19 protein-coding genes are annotated in these 18,882 nt (G+C 69.0%); 18 read left to right on the forward strand and 1 reads right to left on the reverse strand.

All coding sequences use genetic code 11. The features are described from left to right. The first annotated feature begins 135 nt into the window (after positions 1-135). Together JOF29_RS39030 and JOF29_RS39035 are read left to right on the forward strand one after the other, a co-directional pair. On the forward strand, positions 136-513 hold the full coding sequence (locus JOF29_RS39030) for a hypothetical protein (protein WP_209699333.1): 378 nt from the start codon (positions 136-138) through the stop codon (positions 511-513). 448 nt (positions 514-961) lie between these two features. Continuing rightward, positions 962-1,219 (forward strand): hypothetical protein, encoded by a 258-nt coding sequence (locus JOF29_RS39035; protein WP_209699334.1) that lies wholly within the window; start codon positions 962-964, stop codon positions 1,217-1,219. Positions 1,220-1,292: 73 nt separating this feature from the next. Here the strand turns inward: JOF29_RS39035 and JOF29_RS39040 are convergent, their stop codons facing one another. Further along, on the reverse strand, positions 1,293-1,634 hold the full coding sequence (locus tag JOF29_RS39040) for a helix-turn-helix domain-containing protein (RefSeq protein WP_209699335.1): 342 nt from the start codon (positions 1,632-1,634) through the stop codon (positions 1,293-1,295). Between the two features lie 341 nt (positions 1,635-1,975). Between JOF29_RS39040 and JOF29_RS39045 the strand changes: the two genes are divergently transcribed. From JOF29_RS39045 to JOF29_RS39120, 16 genes are all read left to right on the forward strand, one after another. Beyond that, the gene (locus JOF29_RS39045) at positions 1,976-3,040 is read left to right on the forward strand and encodes an NAD-dependent epimerase/dehydratase family protein (protein ID WP_209699336.1); all 1,065 of its coding nucleotides are present in this window, start codon (positions 1,976-1,978) and stop codon (positions 3,038-3,040) included. Continuing rightward, complete coding sequence (locus tag JOF29_RS39050) at positions 3,037-4,260, forward strand: class I SAM-dependent methyltransferase (RefSeq protein WP_209699337.1); 1,224 nt, start codon at positions 3,037-3,039, stop codon at positions 4,258-4,260. The genes JOF29_RS39045 and JOF29_RS39050 overlap by 4 nt, the downstream gene beginning before the upstream one ends. Positions 4,261-4,324: 64 nt before the next feature. Next, positions 4,325-5,152 (forward strand): glycosyltransferase family protein, encoded by an 828-nt coding sequence (locus JOF29_RS39055; protein ID WP_209699338.1) that lies wholly within the window; start codon positions 4,325-4,327, stop codon positions 5,150-5,152. After that, the gene (locus JOF29_RS39060; protein ID WP_209699339.1) at positions 5,152-5,802 is read left to right on the forward strand and encodes a PIG-L deacetylase family protein; all 651 of its coding nucleotides are present in this window, start codon (positions 5,152-5,154) and stop codon (positions 5,800-5,802) included. Before JOF29_RS39055 ends, JOF29_RS39060 begins: the two co-directional genes overlap by 1 nt. A gap of 14 nt (positions 5,803-5,816) precedes the next feature. Further along, positions 5,817-6,935 carry a class I SAM-dependent methyltransferase gene (locus JOF29_RS39065; protein ID WP_209699340.1) on the forward strand — a complete coding sequence of 373 codons (1,119 nt, stop codon included), beginning with the start codon at positions 5,817-5,819 and terminating at the stop codon, positions 6,933-6,935. Beyond that, a complete protein-coding gene (locus tag JOF29_RS39070) occupies positions 6,929-7,489 on the forward strand; it encodes a dTDP-4-dehydrorhamnose 3,5-epimerase family protein (protein WP_307863909.1) in 561 nt (186 codons plus the stop codon). Before JOF29_RS39065 ends, JOF29_RS39070 begins: the two co-directional genes overlap by 7 nt. Continuing rightward, complete coding sequence (locus JOF29_RS39075) at positions 7,486-8,796, forward strand: glutamate-1-semialdehyde 2,1-aminomutase (protein ID WP_209699341.1); 1,311 nt, start codon at positions 7,486-7,488, stop codon at positions 8,794-8,796. Before JOF29_RS39070 ends, JOF29_RS39075 begins: the two co-directional genes overlap by 4 nt. A 9-nt stretch (positions 8,797-8,805) precedes the next feature. Continuing rightward, complete coding sequence (locus JOF29_RS39080) at positions 8,806-9,510, forward strand: class I SAM-dependent methyltransferase (protein ID WP_209699342.1); 705 nt, start codon at positions 8,806-8,808, stop codon at positions 9,508-9,510. Then, complete coding sequence (locus JOF29_RS39085) at positions 9,507-10,463, forward strand: glycosyltransferase family 2 protein (RefSeq protein WP_209699343.1); 957 nt, start codon at positions 9,507-9,509, stop codon at positions 10,461-10,463. Before JOF29_RS39080 ends, JOF29_RS39085 begins: the two co-directional genes overlap by 4 nt. A 42-nt stretch (positions 10,464-10,505) precedes the next feature. Further along, positions 10,506-11,762, forward strand: a complete 1,257-nt coding sequence (locus tag JOF29_RS39090) for a polysaccharide pyruvyl transferase family protein (protein ID WP_209699344.1) — start codon at positions 10,506-10,508, stop codon at positions 11,760-11,762. Positions 11,763-11,850: 88 nt separating this feature from the next. Beyond that, positions 11,851-13,200: an MATE family efflux transporter gene (locus JOF29_RS39095; protein WP_209699345.1), complete on the forward strand. Its 1,350-nt coding sequence runs from the start codon at positions 11,851-11,853 to the stop codon at positions 13,198-13,200. Further along, positions 13,182-14,357 carry a glycosyltransferase family 4 protein gene (locus tag JOF29_RS39100; protein WP_209699346.1) on the forward strand — a complete coding sequence of 392 codons (1,176 nt, stop codon included), beginning with the start codon at positions 13,182-13,184 and terminating at the stop codon, positions 14,355-14,357. Before JOF29_RS39095 ends, JOF29_RS39100 begins: the two co-directional genes overlap by 19 nt. Before the next feature lie 196 nt (positions 14,358-14,553). After that, entirely contained in the window at positions 14,554-16,047 is a 1,494-nt protein-coding gene (locus tag JOF29_RS39105; protein ID WP_307863910.1) for a sugar transferase, read from the forward strand. Between the two features lie 164 nt (positions 16,048-16,211). Next, entirely contained in the window at positions 16,212-17,141 is a 930-nt protein-coding gene (locus JOF29_RS39110; protein ID WP_209699347.1) for a GDP-L-fucose synthase family protein, read from the forward strand. Continuing rightward, entirely contained in the window at positions 17,138-18,133 is a 996-nt protein-coding gene (gene gmd / locus JOF29_RS39115) for a GDP-mannose 4,6-dehydratase (protein WP_209699348.1), read from the forward strand. The genes JOF29_RS39110 and gmd overlap by 4 nt, the downstream gene beginning before the upstream one ends. After that, positions 18,130-18,873: a WecB/TagA/CpsF family glycosyltransferase gene (locus tag JOF29_RS39120; RefSeq protein ID WP_209699349.1), complete on the forward strand. Its 744-nt coding sequence runs from the start codon at positions 18,130-18,132 to the stop codon at positions 18,871-18,873. Before gmd ends, JOF29_RS39120 begins: the two co-directional genes overlap by 4 nt. Positions 18,874-18,882 lie beyond the last annotated feature (9 nt).

Consider the following 18,882-nt stretch of genomic DNA (forward strand, 5'->3'; position numbering starts at 1 on the left):
CGTCCCCACACAGCGCCCATGAGAGCAACCACCCCACCACGCTGATACACCCTGTGGAAATCTTCCGCAGGAAATCCGGCCCGGAAACTATCCTGGAACACGGAACGTGTCCGGCCTCCCCACATCGGAGTAATCATGGAAGCCCTGTACGACCTCCCGAACGGCGACCGAGTGCGAGTCATCGACACCACCACCGCCGCCCAGAGCCTCGGCCGGGTCCTCGAGCTCTTCCGTTCCGGCGACGCGGACCCGGTCTTCTTCGGCGACAACCCCCGCCCGGAAGGCGTCGTCATCTCCTTCGAGCAATGGGCCGAGTACGAGACGCTCAAGGAGGACGCCGACGACGACCGGCGCAGGGAGGAGTTGGTCCGCCAGCGCATCGCCAACGACGACCCCTCCCAGTGGGAGACGTACGAGCAGATGATGGAGAGGTACGGGCTCGATCCCGACAGCGCCGAGCTGAAGCCGAAGGAGGGCGGCACCGGCGACAGCGACCGTGACGGTACTGCGTGACCTACCACCTGATCCATCATCCTGACTTCAGCCGGGACATGGACCGGCTGCACCAGGAATGGAAGACGGACAAGAACAGCCCCGGCGGCCGCGCGTTCGTGGCTGCGGTGGGAGCGTTGCGGGCGCTTCGCGAAGAGCGTGAAGGGGAGTACCAGGGTAAGCAGCTCGGTTACGGACCGCAGTCGTACGACGTGCGCGACTGTGCGGAGCTGAAGGTTCCTGTCGATCGTGAGTTCACACCTGGTGGGTACGAGCGCGGGCCGTCGCATCGGCTCGTGTATCGCGAGTTCGATCCGTTGCCGACGATGGAAGACGGTCGGGTGGTGCCGGATCCGAACGCTCAGGCCTATCGGCAGCCGATCACCTTCGCGCACCGGTCGCATGACCCGGCGGACAGCGCAGGACAGCGCAGGACATCGCAGGACAGCGCCTGGGACGTACCGTCGGCATGCCGTCGCGTGACCTGCAAGGGCTGGCCGGCGGAGGTCGACCCGACATCGGTCCCCAGCGCGAGGGCGTCCAGACCACGCCGCAGCGACTGCCGGTGCCTGGCGATCTGCTCAAGCAGGCGCAGATCCTTCGGGACAGTCCGCCGGCTGGAACGGCGCCGAAGCCTTCCTCGGCGCCGCAGGCGAACGTCAACCGGCCGCCTGGCCCAGGTGCCTCCCGGGTCGCCCGCGGAGACGACGGCCCCCGGAAGAGCTGACCGGGCCGAGAGCCGATCAGTCCGCTGTTTACTGCAACGTTTACTGCGATGTTTACTGCAACGTTTACTGCAATCAGGCAGCGTCGGTCTTGTGCGGGGCGAACGACACCTGCGTCTCGTCGCCGTCGAGCGCGATGCTGAGTGATGCATCCAGCGCGTCCGCGAGCCGCGAGAGCAACGGCAAGGTGGGGACGGTGTCGGAGCCCTCGATGCGCGAGATCTTGGCCTGCGTGAGCCCGGCACGCTCAGCAAGCTGACTTTGGGTGATACCGAGTTCGGCCCGTCGTTCGTACACCGCTTTGGCGAGCGCCGTCGACAAGCGGATCCCACGGCTGGCCTGGACGGCATCGGCAGGCTCGACGGCGCCCGCGACCAGCTTCCGCTCACGTACTGTCTTCCGGCGACTGTGGGTCATTGCTCGACCCCCTCTCAATGATCCGGACGACCTCCTCAGGCGCAGGTCCATGCTCAGCCTCGCACGTCTCGCCAAGCGGCGAGGCCTGCTCGGCGAGCAGGCCGACATGCTCCTCGACCTTGAGGAAGTGCCTGGCGGGAAGACTCTCGAGCCACGCTCGAACTTCCGGCTCCAGTTCGATTGCGTACAGCCGATCCACCGTACTCGGTGTGTATGTCGCTGACGACATACGGCAAGGCGATGGGACGGTCCTCCGTTGCCGCTCGCAAATTGCGTGTATCAGGGCGGGTTTCCGGTGATCTGTATTGGGCGACAGGAACTTGTGCGGTGAGGGGATCGGGATGAGGGTTCTGGTTGCGGGGGATCGGGGTTACATCGGGGCGGTGATGGTGCCGTTCCTGAGGAGTGCGGGGCATCAGGTCGGTGGGCTCGACTCCGGGTTGTACGAGGGGTGCGACCTGCTGGGCGGGCCGGAGGCGATCGGGGCGCGGGCGCCGCGGGATCTGCGGGACGTGACGGCGGGGGAGTTGCAGGGGTACGACGCGGTGGTGTGCCTGGCCGCGCTGTCGAACGATCCGCTCGGGAATCTCGACAAGGCCGCGACGTACTCGGTCAACCTCGACGGGACGCTGAATCTCGCCCGGGCCGCGAAGGACGCGGGCGTCGAGCGGTTCCTGTTCGCGTCGTCCTGCAGCCTGTACGGCGCGGCGGGGTCGGAGGCGGTGACGGAGGATGCCGAGCTGTTCCCGGTGACGGCGTACGGCGAGACGAAGGCGCTGGCCGAGCAGGAGCTGTCGAAGCTGGCCGACGACAGCTTCAGCCCGACGTACCTGCGGAACGCGACCGCGTACGGCGCGTCGACCCGGCTGCGGCTCGATATTGTTGTCAACAATCTGACAGCCATCGCGATGACGTCCGGACAGGTCCGGCTGGAGAGCGACGGCACCCCGTGGCGGCCGCTCGTGCACATCGAGGACATCAGCCGCGCGTTCGGGGCCGTCCTCGAGGCGCCGCGGGAGACGATCCACGACGAGGCGTTCAACGTCGGCCGGTCCGAGGACGTCGTCCAGGTCCGCGACATCGCCGAGATGGTCCGCGAGGCGGTCCCGGGATCGACGCTGTCGATCGCCGCCGGCGCCGGACCGGACCTGCGCAACTACAAGGTCGACTTCGGCAAGCTCGGCGACACGTTCCCGGACCTGAAGCTGCAGTGGTCGGTCCGCAAGGGCGTCGACGAGCTGTACGACGCCTACCGGCGGCACGGTCTCACGCTCGACGACTTCAACTCCGCGCAGTTCGTCCGGCTGCGCCGCATCCAGCAACTGCTGGACGCGGGCCTTGTCGACAATCGACTGCGCCGCAGCACCGACGCGCAGTTCCCGGGACCGAAGGAGCTGCAGCGATGACGGACCCAGCCTGCCGGCTCTGCGGCGAACCGCTGACCCAGACGTTCGTAGACCTCGGCATGTCGCCGCCCTGCGAGAGCTACCTGCGCGCCGACCAGCTCGACAGCGGCGAGACGTTCTACCCGTTGCACGTGCGGATCTGCGGCAGCTGCCTGCTCGTCCAGTTGCCGGCGTACGTCGCGGCCGACGACGTGTTCAGCGACTACCTGTACTTCTCGTCGTACTCGACCAGCTGGGTCGAGCACGCGCGCCGGTTCGTCGTCGACATGCGGGAGCGACTGAACCTGGACGGGAACAGCCTGATCGTCGAGGCCGCCAGCAACGACGGCTACCTGCTGCAGCACGCGGTTGCCGAGGGCATCCCGGTGCTGGGCATCGAGCCGGCCGCGAACATCGCGAAGATCGCCAACGAGAAGGGCATCCGCACCGAGAGCTACTTCCTCGGCGAGGCGACCGGTGTCGACGCGGCGCAACGGCACGGCAGAGCGGACCTTGTCGTCGGCAACAACGTGTTCGCGCACGTGCCGGACATCGTCGACTTCGCCAAGGGCCTGCGCGCGCTCGTGAAGGACGACGGCCTGGTGTCGCTGGAGTTCCCGCATCTGCTCCGGCTGATCGAGAACCGGCAGTACGACACGATCTACCACGAGCACTACCAGTACCTGACCCTCAAGACGGCGGCCGCGGCGCTTGGTAAGGCCGGGCTCAACGTCGTCGACGTACAGGAACTGCAGAGTCACGGCGGCTCGCTCCGGGTCTTCTCGACTCCGGCGGAGACCGAGCCGGCCGAGCTGGTCGGCAAGGTGCTGCAGGACGAGCAGGACGCCGGCCTGCACACCGTCGAAGGGCATCTGGGGTTCGCCGACGAGGTGTTCACGATCAAGTCCGACCTGCTGGAGTTCCTGGTTCAGGCCCGCCGCGACGGCAAGTCGGTCGCCGGGTACGGCGCTCCCGGCAAGGGCAACACGCTGCTCAACCACTGCGGCATCCGCGAGGACCTGCTGCCGTACACGGTCGACCGCAGCCCGCACAAGCACGGCATGTACCTGCCGGGCACGCACATCCCGATCCACGCCCCGGAACGCCTGGCCGAGACGCGTCCCGACTACATCGTGATCCTGCCGTGGAACCTGCGCACGGAGATCGTCCACCAGCTCGGCTACGCACGGGAGTGGGGCGCGAAGTTCGTCGTACCGATCCCGCGTCTCGAACTGATCTGAATCGTCTGTGGGATCCGAAGCGTCTGTGGGATCCGAACGTCCAGGGGGGAAGGGAAACACCGCGATGAAGGTCGTGATCTTCTGTGGGGGGCACGGGCTGCGGATGCGCAGCGGCGTGGACTCCGCACCGAAACCGATGATGACGATCGGCGACCGGCCGGTCCTGTGGCACGTGATGCGGTACTACGCGCACTTCGGGCACACCGAGTTCATCCTGCCGCTGGGGTTCGGCGGGAAGTCGGTCAAGGAGTACTTCCTGCGGTACGAGGAGACCGTGTCGAACGACTTCGTGATGACCAAGGGCGGGGAGCAGATCGAGCTGCTCGAGTCCGACATCAGCGAGTGGAAGATCACCTTCGTCGACACCGGTGTCGACACCAGCATCGGTGAGCGGCTGCGCCGGGTGCGCCCGTACCTGGAGGACGACGACGCGTTCCTGGCCAACTACGGCGACGTACTGACCGACGCGCCGATGGACAAGATCGTCGACCATGTGATGACCAGCGACATCACCGCCAGCCTGCTCGCGGTGCCGCCGCAGGCGTCGTTCCACGTCGTCGAGTTCGGCACCGACTCGCGGATCACCGGGCTGCGCTCGGCCGCCGACCTGAACGTCTGGATCAACGGCGGGTACTTCGTGCTGAAGAAGGAGATCTTCGACGTCCTGCACGCGGGCGAGGACCTGGTCGGGGACGCGTTCCCGCGGCTGGCCGCGATGGGCCGGCTGGAGGCGATCCCGCACCACGGGTTCTGGGCGCCGATGGACACGCTCAAGGAGCGCAGCCAGCTCGAGGACCTGTACCGGTCCGGCGAGAAGCCGTGGGCGTTGTGGAGCCACGAGCCCAGGAATGGTCACAATCGGATTGTCGACAATGAACCGGTGGCGCTCTGATGCTCCCGTTCCAGCTCGGCCTGATCGACGGGCCCGTGCATCTGGTTGCCCTCGGCGCCCATCCGGACGACATCGAGATCGGCTGCGGCGGCACGCTGCTCAAGCTCGCGGAGTCGGTGCCGGAGCTGTCGGCCGAGTTCGTGATCGCGACCGGTACGCCGGTACGCCTGGAGGAGGCGCGCCGGGCGGCGGAGCTGTTCCTGCCCGAGTGCGAGGTGACCGTCACGTCGGCGGAGCTGCCGGACGGGCGGCTGCCAGCGTACTGGAACCAGGCCAAGGAGTTGCTGGAGGCAACGGCCCGGGGCAGCCGTCGTCCCGACCTGGTGTTTGCCCCGAGCAAGCATGACGCGCACCAGGACCACCGGCTGATCGCGGAACTGGCGCCGACGGTGTGGCGCAACGACCTGGTGCTGCACTACGAGATCCCCAAGTGGGACGGCGATTTCGGCCGGCCGTGGCTGTACGTCGAACTCACCGAGGAACAGCTCCGGGACAAGATCGCGCTGCTGCACAAGGCGTACCCGTCCCAGGTCCCGCACGACTGGTTCGACGAAGAGGTGTTCGCGGGGCTGGCGCGGTTGCGCGGCATGGAGTGCAGGGCGCCGTACGCCGAGGCCTTCACGACGGCGAAGGCGACGCTGACATGGTGAGCGAGGGGAACTCCATGGAGTTCAAGTGCCGTGGGTGCGCGGGGTCGAACGTCGTACCTGTGGTGGATCTCGGTGAGCAGCCCTGTGCTGACTACTTTCCGCCGGCGGAGAACCCTGGCCCCGATCCACGATGGCCGCTCGCACTCTGGTTGTGCCGGGAGTGCACGCTCGTGCAGCTCGGACCGGTTCAGCCGCAGTTGCCTGAGGAGGCGCTGGCCGTTGAGTCGGCGACCAGTCGGGCGCACGCGGAGGCTTCGGTCAAGGAGATCCTCAGCGATTACCCGGAACTCACCGGCGGCGTGGTGTTCGAGTTCGGGAGTCCGCACGGGGGGTCTTGGCTCGAGCATCTGCAGGGTGCTGGTTGCAGGGTGGCAGGGGACCAGCGGGCCGATCTGGTGGTCGACGTACACGGGATTGTGCATGAGCCGCAGTACGGCGAGATGCTGAAGCTGCGGGCGGAGCGGCTCGCGGCGGGTGGATTGCTGGTGATGGAGTTCCATCACCTGCTGCCGTTGTTCGTCGGGAACCAGTTCGACACGATCCGGCACGGCCACTGGGTGTACATGTCGCTGCGCGCGCTGCGGAACGTCGCCGCGCTGCACGGTCTCGCGGTCGAGTCGGTACGGCAGGTCGACATGTTCGGGGGCAGCCTGCTGGTGATGCTGCGGCACGCCGCGGACGCCCACCCGGACGCGTCGGTCGACGTGGTGCAGGAGGACGAGGACGCGGCCGGTATCGCGGACGAAGTACAGCTCGGCACGTTGCAGGAGGCCGCGTGGCATGCCGCCGGTGCGTTGCACGACGAGCTGGCCCGGCACAAGGCCGCGGGCCGTACCGTCCTCGGGTACGGCGCCCCGTCGAAGGCTCCGCTGCTGCTCGACCTGAGCAAGGTGACGACGGAGCTGCTGCCGTTCACCGTCGACCTCGCGGCGGGCAAGCACGGGCGCCGGATCCCCGGCGGCGGCATGGTCCCGATCCGTCCGATCGACGAGCTCACGGCCGCGCGGCCGGACGTCGTACTGGTGCTGACCTGGGACATCGCCGACGAGATCATCACCCAGCTGGAGGCCGGCGGCGGCTGGGGTACGACGTACCTCGTGCCGCTGCCGGAACCGCACGAGAGGGGGTGCTGACCGCTGTGGAGGTCATCGAAGTACCCGGTATCACGGGCGTCCTGCTGTTCCGGCCCGCGCCGCATCGCGACGAGCGCGGGTTCTTCTCGCGGACGTTCGACCGGGACGTGGTCGCGAAGGCCGGGCTCGACCCGGACGCGTTCGTCCAGGACAGCATCTCCCGGTCCCGCAAGGGCGTCGTCCGCGGCATGCACACCCGTTCCGGCAAGGGCGAGGCGAAGCTGGTGCGGTGCTCGTACGGCGCCGTGTTCGACGTCGTGGTCGACCTGCGGCCGGGGTCGCCGACGTACCGGAACCGGGAGACGTTCGACCTGACCGGCGACAACCAGGTGACCGTCTACGTACCGGCGGGCTGTGCGCACGGCTTCCAGGCACTCACCGAACCGGCGGACGTCTCGTACCGGATCGACCGCGCGCACGACCCGTCCGAGGACGTCGCGATCCGCTTCGACGATCCCGATCTCGGGATCCCGTGGCCGCTGCCGGTGACGCTGGCGTCCGACCGCGACCGCGCCGCAGCACCACTGGATTCAGCCATTGCGAGGCTGTCATGAACTTCGAGAAGTCCATCGCCGCGAACAAGCGGCTGCACGACCTGGTCCCCGGCGGCGCGCACACCTACGCCAAGGGTGAGGACCAGTTCCCCGAGGACATGGCGCCGGTGATCGACCGCGGCGACGGCGCCCACGTCTGGGACGTCGACGGCAACGAGTTCATCGAGTACGGCTCCGGGCTGCGCGCGGTGAGCCTCGGGCACCGGCACCCGCGAGTGCTGGAGGCGGTACGCCGGGAGCTCGACCGCGGCAGCAACTTCGTCCGCCCGAGCATCGTCGAACTCGAGGCCGCCGAACGCTTCCTGGCGTCGGTGCCGACCGCGGAGATGGTGAAGTTCGGCAAGAACGGGTCGGACGCGACGACCGCCGCGGTCAAGCTGGCCCGGGCCGTCACCGGGCGGCCGCTGGTCGCGGTCTGCGCCGACCACGCGTTCTTCTCGATCGACGACTGGTTCATCGCGAGGACGCCGATGGCGGCCGGCATCCCGGACGCGATCGCGGACCTGACCGTCGGCTTCCCGTACGGCGACCTGGCTGCGACCGAGGAACTGTTCCGGCGGCACGAGGGCGAGATCGCCTGCGTGATCCTGGAGGCCGCGACCCAGCACGATCCGCCGCCCGGGTACCTGGAAGGGCTGCGCGATCTCGTGCACCGCAACGGTGCATTGTTGACATTCGACGAAATGATCACCGGCTTCCGGTACTCCGAGTCGGGCGCCCAGGGCCTGTACGGCGTGACGCCGGACCTCTCGACCTTCGGCAAGGCGCTCGGCAACGGGTTCGCGGTCTCGGCGCTGGCCGGCAAACGCGAGTACCTCGAACGCGGCGGACTGCGGGATGTCAACGAGCGGGTCTTCCTATTGTCGACAACCCACGGCGCGGAGACGCACGCGCTCGCGGCCGCCGTCGCGGTGATGGACGTGTACGCCGAGGAGGGCATCGCCGCGCGGCTGCACGACCGGGGCGAGCGGCTCGCCCGGGGGGTTCGCGAGGTGGCCGCGGCCGCCGGCGTACAGGATCACGTCCTGGTCCGCGGCCGGCCGAGCAACCTGGTGTTCGCGACCCTCGGCGAGGACCTGGAGCCGTCCCAGCCGTACCGGACGCTCTTCCTCCGCGAGCTGATCCGCGGCGGCGTGATCGGCCCGTCGTTCGTGGTCAGCAGCGCGCTCAGCGACGCCGACATCGAGCGCACCGTCGAGGTCGTCGCCGGCGCCTGCCGCGTCTACCGCGACGCGCTCGACGCCCGGAACGTGCACGCAGTACTCGGCGGCCGCCCCGTCAAACCGGTCTTCCGGCGCTTCGTCTAAGGGGTTCTGATGTCCACAATGCTCGGGCGGCTGCGGGAGTCCCTGGCCGGCCAAGGCGTGTTCCACCTGCTGCGGTGGCGGCTGACGTCCCGGCAGGCCGTCTTCACCCGGATCTACGACTCGGCGACCTGGGGCAGCGCCGAGTCGGGATCCGGCACCGGATCGGAACTGCGCGCCACCGACAACCTGCGCGAACAGTTGCCCGGGCTGCTCGACAGGCTCGGCGCGACCTCGTTGCTCGACGCACCGTGCGGCGACTTCAACTGGATGCAGCACATCGACCTCCCGGTCGAGAAGTACTACGGCGTGGACATCGTGGCGAGCGTGATCGCCGAGGACCAGCGCCGGTACGGCGACGACCGGCGGAGCTTCGCCGTCGGCGACCTGACCGAGGCCGACCTGCCGCACGCGGACGTGATCCTGTGCCGCGACTGCCTGGTGCACGTCTCGTTCGCGGACGCCGCGCTGATCATCGAGAACTTCCGCCGTACCGGCGCGACCTGGCTGCTGCTGAACACCTACCCGGAGGTCGAGCGGAACCGGAACCAGTTCACCGGCAGCAACTGGCGGCAGCTGAACTTCGGCCTCCCGCCGTTCGGGTTCCCGGAACCGGTCGAGTCGATGGCCGACGGCGGCGACGTCGACCCGAGCCGGCTCGCGCTCTGGAAGCTGCCGGACCTGCCCACCGTCCAGCCGAACGGAGCATCGCGATGACAACCCCCAGACTCAGCGTCGGCCTTCCCGTCTACAACGGCGAGGAGTACCTGCGACCCGCGCTGGACGCAGTACTCGGGCAGACGTACACGGACTTCGAGCTGGTGATCTCCAGCAACGCGTCGACCGACAGTACGGACGACATCTGCCGGGAGTACGCCGCCCGCGACCCGCGGATCCGCCTCTTCCGGCAGGAGCGGAACATCGGCGCCGCGCCGAACCACGACTACGTGTTCCGGCAGAGCCGCGGTGAGCTGTTCAAGTGGGTCTCGTCGGACGACCTGTACGCGCGCGACCTGTTCGAGCGCTGCATCACGCTGCTCGACCAGCACCCGGAAGCCGTACTGGCGCACTCGTGGGGAGCTGCGATCGACGGTGCCGGCGCCGTGACCCAGGCACTGGAGTACCCGCTCAAGACCGACTCGCCGCGGCCGTCCGAGCGGCTCCGGAGCATGATGCTCGACGGCGACACCCCGGGTGCGTTGTGTGCCGACGACTTCTACGGCGTGATCCGCTCCGACGCACTGCGGAGCGTGAGGCCGCACGGCAGCTTCTACCACGCGGACTACACGTTCACCGCTCAGCTGGCCTTGCTCGGTACGTTCGTGCAGGTCCCGGACTGGCTGTACTTCCGCCGGCACCACGCGGGGCGGCTGTCGCTGTCGGACATCAACACGGCGTGCGCGAACCTCGACCCGAAGCGGTCGAACCGGCGCCGCAATCCCGCCGTACGGCTGGTGGCCGAGTACGTGCTGAGCTGGTTCACCGCCGTCGGCCGGGCGCCGCTGGCGTTCGGGGAGCGGGTCGCCTGCTACGGCCAGATCTTCCGGTGGATCGGGAGCCGGGTGTCGCGGCGGCTGCGGCGCTGGTACCCGGCGGAGCCGCCGTCGACGTTCGGCACGGTCGACGGACTGTCGGTGCGGTCCGTGGTGGCCGGGCAGGAGGCGAGCTGAGTGGCCCGATCAGGGGCCTGTCCACAAGGCCGTGGTCGGCGGGTGGGGTTGTTCGGGCGGATCGGCGCCGGCAACCTCGGCAACGACGCGAGCCTGGAAGCTGTCCTGCGGTACCTGCGGAGGGATCATCCGGAGGCGGTTCTCGACGCGATGTTCACCGGCCCGGAGCCGGTCGGGGAGCGGTACGGTCTGCCGGTCGTCCGGCTGAACTGGCTGCGTCCGGCCGGGAGGTCGCGATCGCGGCTGCTGCACGTCCTGCTGACGGTGCTCCGGATCGGCGTCGGCGCGATCGCGGACGCGATCTGGATCGGCGCGTGGGTGCGCGGGCACGACGTGGTGATCCTGCCGGGGATGGGGCTCTTCGAGACCGACCTCGCGCAGCGGCCGTGGGAGTTCCCGTACTCGCTGTTCCTGGTGTCCGTGGCCGGGAAGCTCTTCGGTACGAAAACCGCGTACGTCAGCGTCGGCGCCACCGTGGTCGAGCAGCCCGTCACCGGCCGGCTGCTCAGGATCGCGTGCCGGCTGGCCGACTACCGGTCGTTCCGCGACCAGCCTTCGCTCGACGCGGCGCGCCGGATGGGCATGGCCGGCGCCGACGACCCGACGTACCCGGATCTCGTGTTCGCATTACCCGTACCTCCCGCGCGTCCGGAACCCACTGGTGTGGTCGCGGTCGGAGTGATGGCGTACGACGGGACGCCGGCCGACCGGAACCGGGCCGACGAGGTCCGGGCCGCGTACGTCCGCAAGATGACGCAACTCGTCCGTGCGCTGATCGACGACGGGCACCGGGTCCGGCTGATGATCGGCGACTTCAACGACGAACCGGTCGTGCGGGAGATCATCGCCGACGCGCGGGCGCGGTGGACCGGTCCGGGCGAGCCGCCGGTGATTTTCGAAGCATTGTCGACAATCCACGATGTCATGGATCAGCTCAGCCAGGCCGACGTCGTCGTCGGTACCCGGTTCCACACCGTGCTGGTGGCGCTGATGCTCGGGAAACCGACGGTGGCGATCGCGTACGGGCGCAAGCACACCGAGCTGATGAACCAGCTGGGCGTCGGCGCCTGGGTACAGCAGATCGCCGAACTCGACGCGGACCTGCTCGAGAAGCAGGTCGCCGCGCTGCAGGCCGACCGCGAGCAGATCACCCGAACCCTGGCAGAACACGCGGCAGCCAACCGGGACCAGCTGAACCACCAGTTCACAAGGCTCTCCACGCAACTGCTCGACGCCCCGAGAGAAACCGCCGCGGGAAATCCGTCGCGAGGGAATCCGCCGCAGGGGTGGCTGTCGTGAGGGAGATCGTCGCGAAGAAGACTGTCGCGGAGGAGTCCGTTGCGGGGGAGACGGCGGCGGGGGCTGGCGGCGACGTTGGCGGTGGCTCGTGACGGGGGCGCATGTGCGGGAGGGGCGGCGTGGGGTCGCCCGGCGGCTCGGGTGGGGGATTGCTGACCAGGCGGTGTCCAGTGTCGGCAACTTTCTGCTCGGGGTGTTCGTGGCTCGGTTGCTCGGGGCAACCGGCCTCGGGGCGCTCGGACTCGCGTTCCTCGCGTACTCCGTGGTCCTCAACTGTTCACGCGCGTTGTCGACCGACGCACTGATGGTCCGCTTCAGCGTGTCCGTCGACACCGACCGCCGGCAGGCGGTCGCGGCTGCCAGCGGAGTCGCCGTGCTGGTCGGCATCGCCGGCGGCCTCGTCTGCGTACTGCTCGGACTCGTCCTGAGGCTGGTCACACCGGGCTCCGAACCGGGCGCCGCCTTCGTTGCCCTGGGCATCGTTCTTCCGGGGTTGACGTTGCAGGACAGCTGGCGGTCGGCGTTCTTCGCGGCCGGCCAGGGCGTGAAGACATTCGTGAACGACAGCCTGTGGACAATCCTGTTGTTGACCGTGCTGTTCTTCGGCCGCAACCTGAACTTCGGGATCACCGCCGCGCTGCTGACGTTCGGCGGTACGGCGGCGATCGCCGGGGTGTACGGGATCCGGCAGGCGGGCGTGCTGCCGCGGCCCGCCGGGGCGATCGGGTGGTTGCGGAGTCACAGCGATCTCGGGCTGCGGTTCCTGGTCGAGAACGTCGTGCTGGGTGCGGGCGGCCAGATCCGTACCTTGATCGTGGCGGCGAGCGGGGGGCTCGCGGCGGCCGGCGCGATCCGCGGGGCCGAGATGTTGATCGGCCCGGTGGCGGCGTTGCTGATGGGTGTCGGGCAGGTCGCCGTACCGGAGGCGGCGCGGGCGTTGAGCCGGGGGCCGCAGGCACTGTGGAAGTTGTGTGCGGCGCTGAGCGGTGGATTGTCGACAATCGCCGTGTCGTGGGGTGTGGTGATCCTGGTCGTGTTCCCGCTCGGCATCGGTGAGCTCGTGCTCGGCAGCGTGTGGCCGGATGCCCGGGCGCTCGTGCTCGGCGTGGTGATCAGTGCGGCAGCCGGGTGTTTGTACGTCGGGCCGTCGGCCGGGTTGCGGGCGTTGGGGCGCGCCGACAAGACGATGCAGTCGCAGATCGTCGCGACGTCGATGTTCGTCGTACTCGCGGCTGTCGGCGGGGTGTTCTGGGAGGCGCAAGGCGTCGTGTGGGGGTCGGCGGTTGCTTCGGTGCTCGGGATCGGCGTCTGGTGGAGCCGCCTGGTGACCGCACGCCGCGAACACGTCGCCACCGCGCCGGAAGGCGCAGCGCAGGAAGGCGCAGCGCAGGAAGGCGCAGCGCAGGAAGGCACAGCGGCATGGGAGACCTCGGCATGAACGGGCGGGAGATTGTTGTCGCGACACCGATGCGGCCGGCCGGTACGTCGGGGTTGCAGAGCCATGTGCGGACATTCCACGAGTACCTGCAAGGAGCAGCACGAACGGCGACCGTGGTCAGTCCGTTCGCGTCACGGTCGCTACTGCTGACGCCGGTGTTCGCGGCCCGGATCGGCCTCCGGTGGGTCAGCAAGCCGGCCGGCGTCTGGTGGTACCGGTACTGGCACGCGCACTATCTCGAGCAGGCGCTCCGCCGTCAGATTGCAGACAATCCTGATGCAGTCATCTATACACAGTGCCCCGTCTCCGCGGGCGCCGCGATGCGAGCGCGTACGACGCAGCCGGTGGTGATGGCCGCGCATCTCAACGTCTCCCAGGCCGACGAGTGGGCCGGGAAAGGCGAGCTCCCGGAAGGCGGCAGGCTGTACCGGTCGATCCGCGCGTACGAGGAGCGGCTGTTGCCGGAGCTGGACGGGATCGTCTACATGTCCGAGTTCGCCCGTTCGGTCCTGGCGGAACGGATGCCGACGATCCGGAACGTCCCGTCCGCCGTGGTCCCGAACCCGGTCAACCCCTCGGCAGCCACCACCACAGGAACTCCGGCCGATCTGGTGACGGTCGGATTCCTTGAAGGACGGAAGAACCAGGCCTACCTGATCGACGTCCTCGGAGCCGCCGCCCGGCGCGGTCACCGCTACACGGCAGACATCATCGGCAGCGGCCCGGACCGCCGGGCCCTCCAGAGCCGCGCGGACGAGCTCGGCATCGGCGACCAGGTGCGGTTCCTCGGCTACCAGGCCGACCCGCCGTCCCTGCTGCCCGGACACCGGCTCTACTGCCACACCGCAACAATGGAGAACCTCCCGATCGCGATCCTCGAGGCGATGGCCGCCGGCCTACCGGTCCTGGCGGGCGCCGTCGGTGGTATCCGGGAGATGGTCGCCCCCGGGATCGAGGGCCGGTTCTGGCCGCTCGACGACGCCGAAACCGCGGCCGGCGTACTGATCGAGACCCTCCAGGACGAGCCTCGCCGAACGGCGATGGCAGCCGCCGCGAAGCGCCGTGCGGACACCGAGTTCTCCCGCGACGTGGTCGGCCGCCGGCTCACCGGATTCCTGGACGGCACCCGACTCAGGCAGGTTGACTCGCTGATTTAGCCGCTGGACCACTCGCCAGGACCAATCGCCTTGTTGAAGGTTCTTGACAAGGTTCGGTATCAGTCGTCGCTCGAGGCCTGCTCCCGTAGTAATCTTCGGTGACCCGCCGCCTAAGCGCGGGTTAACAAGGACACACTGCACGCCACCGCGGACACACTGCGTGGCTGAGCGGTTGCGGGAGGGAACAGGGACCGCTGTGAGCGGAGCAGAAGCGCCGGACGCGGTGGACAGCCTGGACGGTCGTCGCCCGCTCTGGGTCGTCCCGCACGAGGTGCCGGCGATCGTTCCGCTGTCGTCGCGGTCGACCGAGCCGCGCTGGGTCGGGGTGTACCGCTGGGCCGCGGTGGGTGGGGACCTGCTCGCGGCGATGCTCGGCGTCTCGATCGCGTTGCTGACCCGGTTCGGGTACCACGTCGGCTCCAGCTACCTGGTGGTGAGCAGCCTGCTGCCGATCGCCTGGGTCGCGGTCGTCGCGTTGTCGAAGGGGTACGACCCGCGGTTCTTCGGCGCCGGCCCGGACGAGTTCCGGTCGCTGCTGCGCGCCGGCGTCGGGCTGACCGCGGCGGTGGCGATGACGTCGTACGTGACCAAGGCCGAGATCGCCCGTGGCTTCGTGGTGCTGGCGATCCCGGTGCTGGTGATCGCCGCGCTGCTGCTGCGGTACGCGTTGCGGAAGGACCTGCACCGGCACCGGGTCCGGGGCCGCTGCATGCACAGGGTTCTCGTGGTCGGGCGCAGTGGCCCGGCCGCGACGCTGTGTGAGCACCTCGAGAGCCGCCCGACCGACGGCTTCCGGGTCGTCGCCACCTGCCGGCCCCGCGGCGATACCAACGGCCCGCTGCAACCCGACGAACTGGACGCGTCGGACATTCTGGCTGCCGCCGACCGGCACGCGGTGGAGGTGGTCGCGGTCGCGACCGATCCGGAGCTGGCCGGCCAGTCGTTGCGCCGGCTCTCCTGGGCGCTGGAGCAGCGCGGCGTCGAGCTGATCGTCTCGCCGGGCATCATCGAGGTGGCCGGCCCGCGGATCTCGGTCCGCCCGGTCGCCGGCCTGTCGCTGCTGCACCTGGAGCGCCCGTCGGTGAGCGGCGGCCCGCACCTGATGAAGGCGGTCTTCGACCGCGTGGCTGCCCTCGGCATCATTCTGCTGCTGTCCCCGCTGCTGATCGGGCTGGCGGTCGCGGTCAGGCTGACCAGCTCCGGCCCGATGCTGTTCCGGCAGCAGCGCGTCGGCCGCGCGGGTGCCGAGTTCACGATGCTGAAGTTCCGCAGCATGTACGTCGACGCGGAGCAGCGGCTCAGCGACCTGTACGCGTTGAGCGACGGCAACGGCGTGATCTTCAAGATGCACAACGACCCGCGGATGACCCCGCTCGGCCGCTGGATCCGCCGGTTCTCGCTCGACGAGCTGCCGCAGCTGTTCAACGTGCTGCGCGGCGACATGTCGCTGGTCGGCCCGCGCCCGCCGCTGGCCGAGGAGGTCGCGCTGTACGCCGCGGACGACTCGCGGCGGATGCTGGTGAAGCCCGGGATGACCGGCCTGTGGCAGGTCAGCGGCCGCAGCGACCTGTCCTGGGACGAGTCGGTCCGCCTCGACCTCCGGTACGTCGACAACTGGTCGATGACGCTGGACCTGCTGATTCTCTGGAAGACCGTGCGCGCGGTGATCTACGGCGCGGGAGCTTACTAGGGCATGTCTCCTGATCCCACGCCTGCTGCGGGGCACTCGGTGCGGCATCTCGCCGCACGGGTGCAAAGGCCACGATGCTCCGCATCGAGACCTTCGCCCCCGCGCGCCGAGCTACCGCACCGAGCACCTCCTCGCTACGACGTGGGATCAGGAGACATGCCCTGATGGATCTGCACGCACCGGTGTACGTCGCCGGCCACCGTGGTCTCGTCGGTTCCGCGATCTGGCGGCGCCTGGACGCGGCCGGGTACACGAACCTGATCGGCGCGACCTCCCAGGAGCTGGACCTGCGCGATCGCGAGCAGACGTTCGCGTTCCTCCGCGAGCACCGGCCGGCCGCCGTCGTCGATGCCGCGGCCCGGGTCGGCGGCATCCTGGCGAACCGGGACCACCCGACCGAGTTCCTCAGCGACAACCTGCGCATCCAGGTGAACCTGATGGACGCCTGCCTGGAGGTCCGGACGCCGCGGCTGCTGTTCCTCGGCTCGTCGTGCATCTACCCGAAGTACGCCGAGCAGCCGATCCGCGAGTCGAGCCTGCTGACCGGCGAGCTGGAGCCGACCAACGACGCGTACGCGATCGCGAAGATCGCCGGCATCATGCAGGTGCAGGCCGTCCGCCGGCAGTACGGGCTGCGCTGGATCTCCGCGATGCCGACGAACCTCTACGGCCCGAACGACAACTTCGACCCGGTCAGCTCGCACGTCCTGCCCGCGCTGATCCGCCGCTTCCACGAGGCCAAAATCAACGCCGCGGAGGAGGTGGTGCTGTGGGGGAGCGGTACACCGAGGCGTGAGTTCCTGCATGTCGACGACCTCGCGGACGCGTGCCTGCACCTGCTCGAGCACTACGACGAGCCGGAGCCGATCAACGTCGGCGTCGGCACCGATGTCACGATCCGCGAGCTGGCCGAGCTGGTCGCCCGCGTGGTCGGCTACACCGGTGCCGTGAGCAACGACATGTCCAAACCGGACGGCACCCCGCGCAAGCTGCTCGACGTGAGCCGGCTGCTGGCGCTGGGCTGGAAGCCGTCGATCGACCTGGAAGCCGGTGTGGCCGCCACCTACCGCTGGTACGTGGAGAACGTCACATGAAGAAAGCCATAAAAAAGGCACTGATCACCGGGATCACCGGCCAGGACGGTTCGTACCTGGCGGAACTGCTGCTGGCCAAGGGGTACGAAGTACACGGCCTGATCCGCCGGGCGAGCACCTTCAACACCAAGCGCATCGATCATCTGTACGAGGATCCGCACGAGCAGGACAAGCGGCTGTTCCTGCACTACGGCGACCTCACCGACGGCTCGCGCCTGGTCACGTTGCTGGCGTCGATCCAGCCGTCCGAGGTGTACCACCTGGCCGCGCAATCGCATGTGCGGGTCAGCTTCGACGAGCCGGAGTACACCGGCGACACCACCGGCATGGGGACCACCCGGCTGCTCGAGGCGATCCGGATGATCGGGCTGGACTGCCGGTTCTACCAGGCGTCGAGCTCGGAGATGTTCGGCGCGACGCCCCCGCCGCAGAACGAGGACACCCCGTTCCACCCGCGGTCGCCGTACGGTGCCGCGAAGCTCTACGGCTACTGGATGACCCGCAACTACCGCGAGGCGTACGACATGTTCGCGGTGAACGGGATCCTGTTCAACCACGAGTCGCCGCGCCGCGGTGAGACGTTCGTGACCCGGAAGATCACCCGCGCCGTCGCGGCCGTCAAGACGGGTCGCCAGGACCGGTTGTACCTCGGCAACCTGGACGCATGCCGGGACTGGGGGTACGCCCCGGAGTACGTCGAGGGCATGTGGCGGATGCTGCAGCACGACACCCCCGCGGACTACGTGATCGCGACCGGCACGTCGTACTCCGTGCGCGACTTCGTGGCGCTGGCGTTCGAGCACGCCGGGCTGGACTGGGAGAAGTACGTCGACCACGACCAGCGGTACGAGCGCCCGACCGAGGTGGACTCGCTGATCGGCGACGCGTCGAAAGCGAACAGCGAACTCGGCTGGAAAGCCCAGGTACACGTCCCCGAACTGGTTCGCATCATGGTCGACGCCGACCTCGCCGCGCTGCGGGAGGACGCATGAGGGTAGACGTCCTCGGGATCCACGTCAGCGTGACGAATCTGGACCGGACGGTGGAGACGTTCGCGCGCTGGATCGACGACGGCGAGCGGAAGCTGGTCTGTGTGTCGGACATGAACGCGCTGCTGCACGCCCGCGCCGACGCCCGGCTGACCGAGGTCTACAACACGTCCGGCCTGACCGTCCCGGACGGCATGCCGCTGGTGTGGGCGGGGAAGAAGGCCGGCTTCGCGGAGATGGACCGGGTGGCCGGGCCGGACCTGCTCGAGCGGGTCCTCGCGGAGGCGGCCGACCGCGGCTGGACGCAGTACTTCTACGGCGGCGCGGACGGCGTCGCGGAGGAACTGCGCGAGCGGTTCCAGGACCGCCACCCGGCGTTGAAGGTGGTCGGCGTCGAGTGCCCGCCGTACCGCGCCCTGACCGGCGCCGAGGACGCGGAGGCCGTCGCCCGGATGAACGAGGCGCGGCCGGACATCGTCTGGGTCGGGCTCGGCGCGCCGAAGCAGGAGCGCTGGATGGCCGACCACCGCGACCGGCTGAACGCGACGATCCTGATCGGCGTCGGCGCGGCGTTCGACTTCCACACCGGCCGGCTGGACCGCGCGCCGCGCTGGATGCAGCGCGCCGGGCTGGAGTGGAGCTTCCGGCTGTACAGGGAGCCGCGGCGGCTCTGGAAGCGGTACGTGCTGGGCATCCCGCGGTTCCTGCTGGGCGTGCTCCGGCATCCGCCGCGTCCCGTCTAGTTTAGGTTG

The organism is Kribbella aluminosa (genome assembly GCF_017876295.1).
Taxonomy (GTDB): Bacteria; Actinomycetota; Actinomycetes; order Propionibacteriales; family Kribbellaceae; genus Kribbella; species Kribbella aluminosa.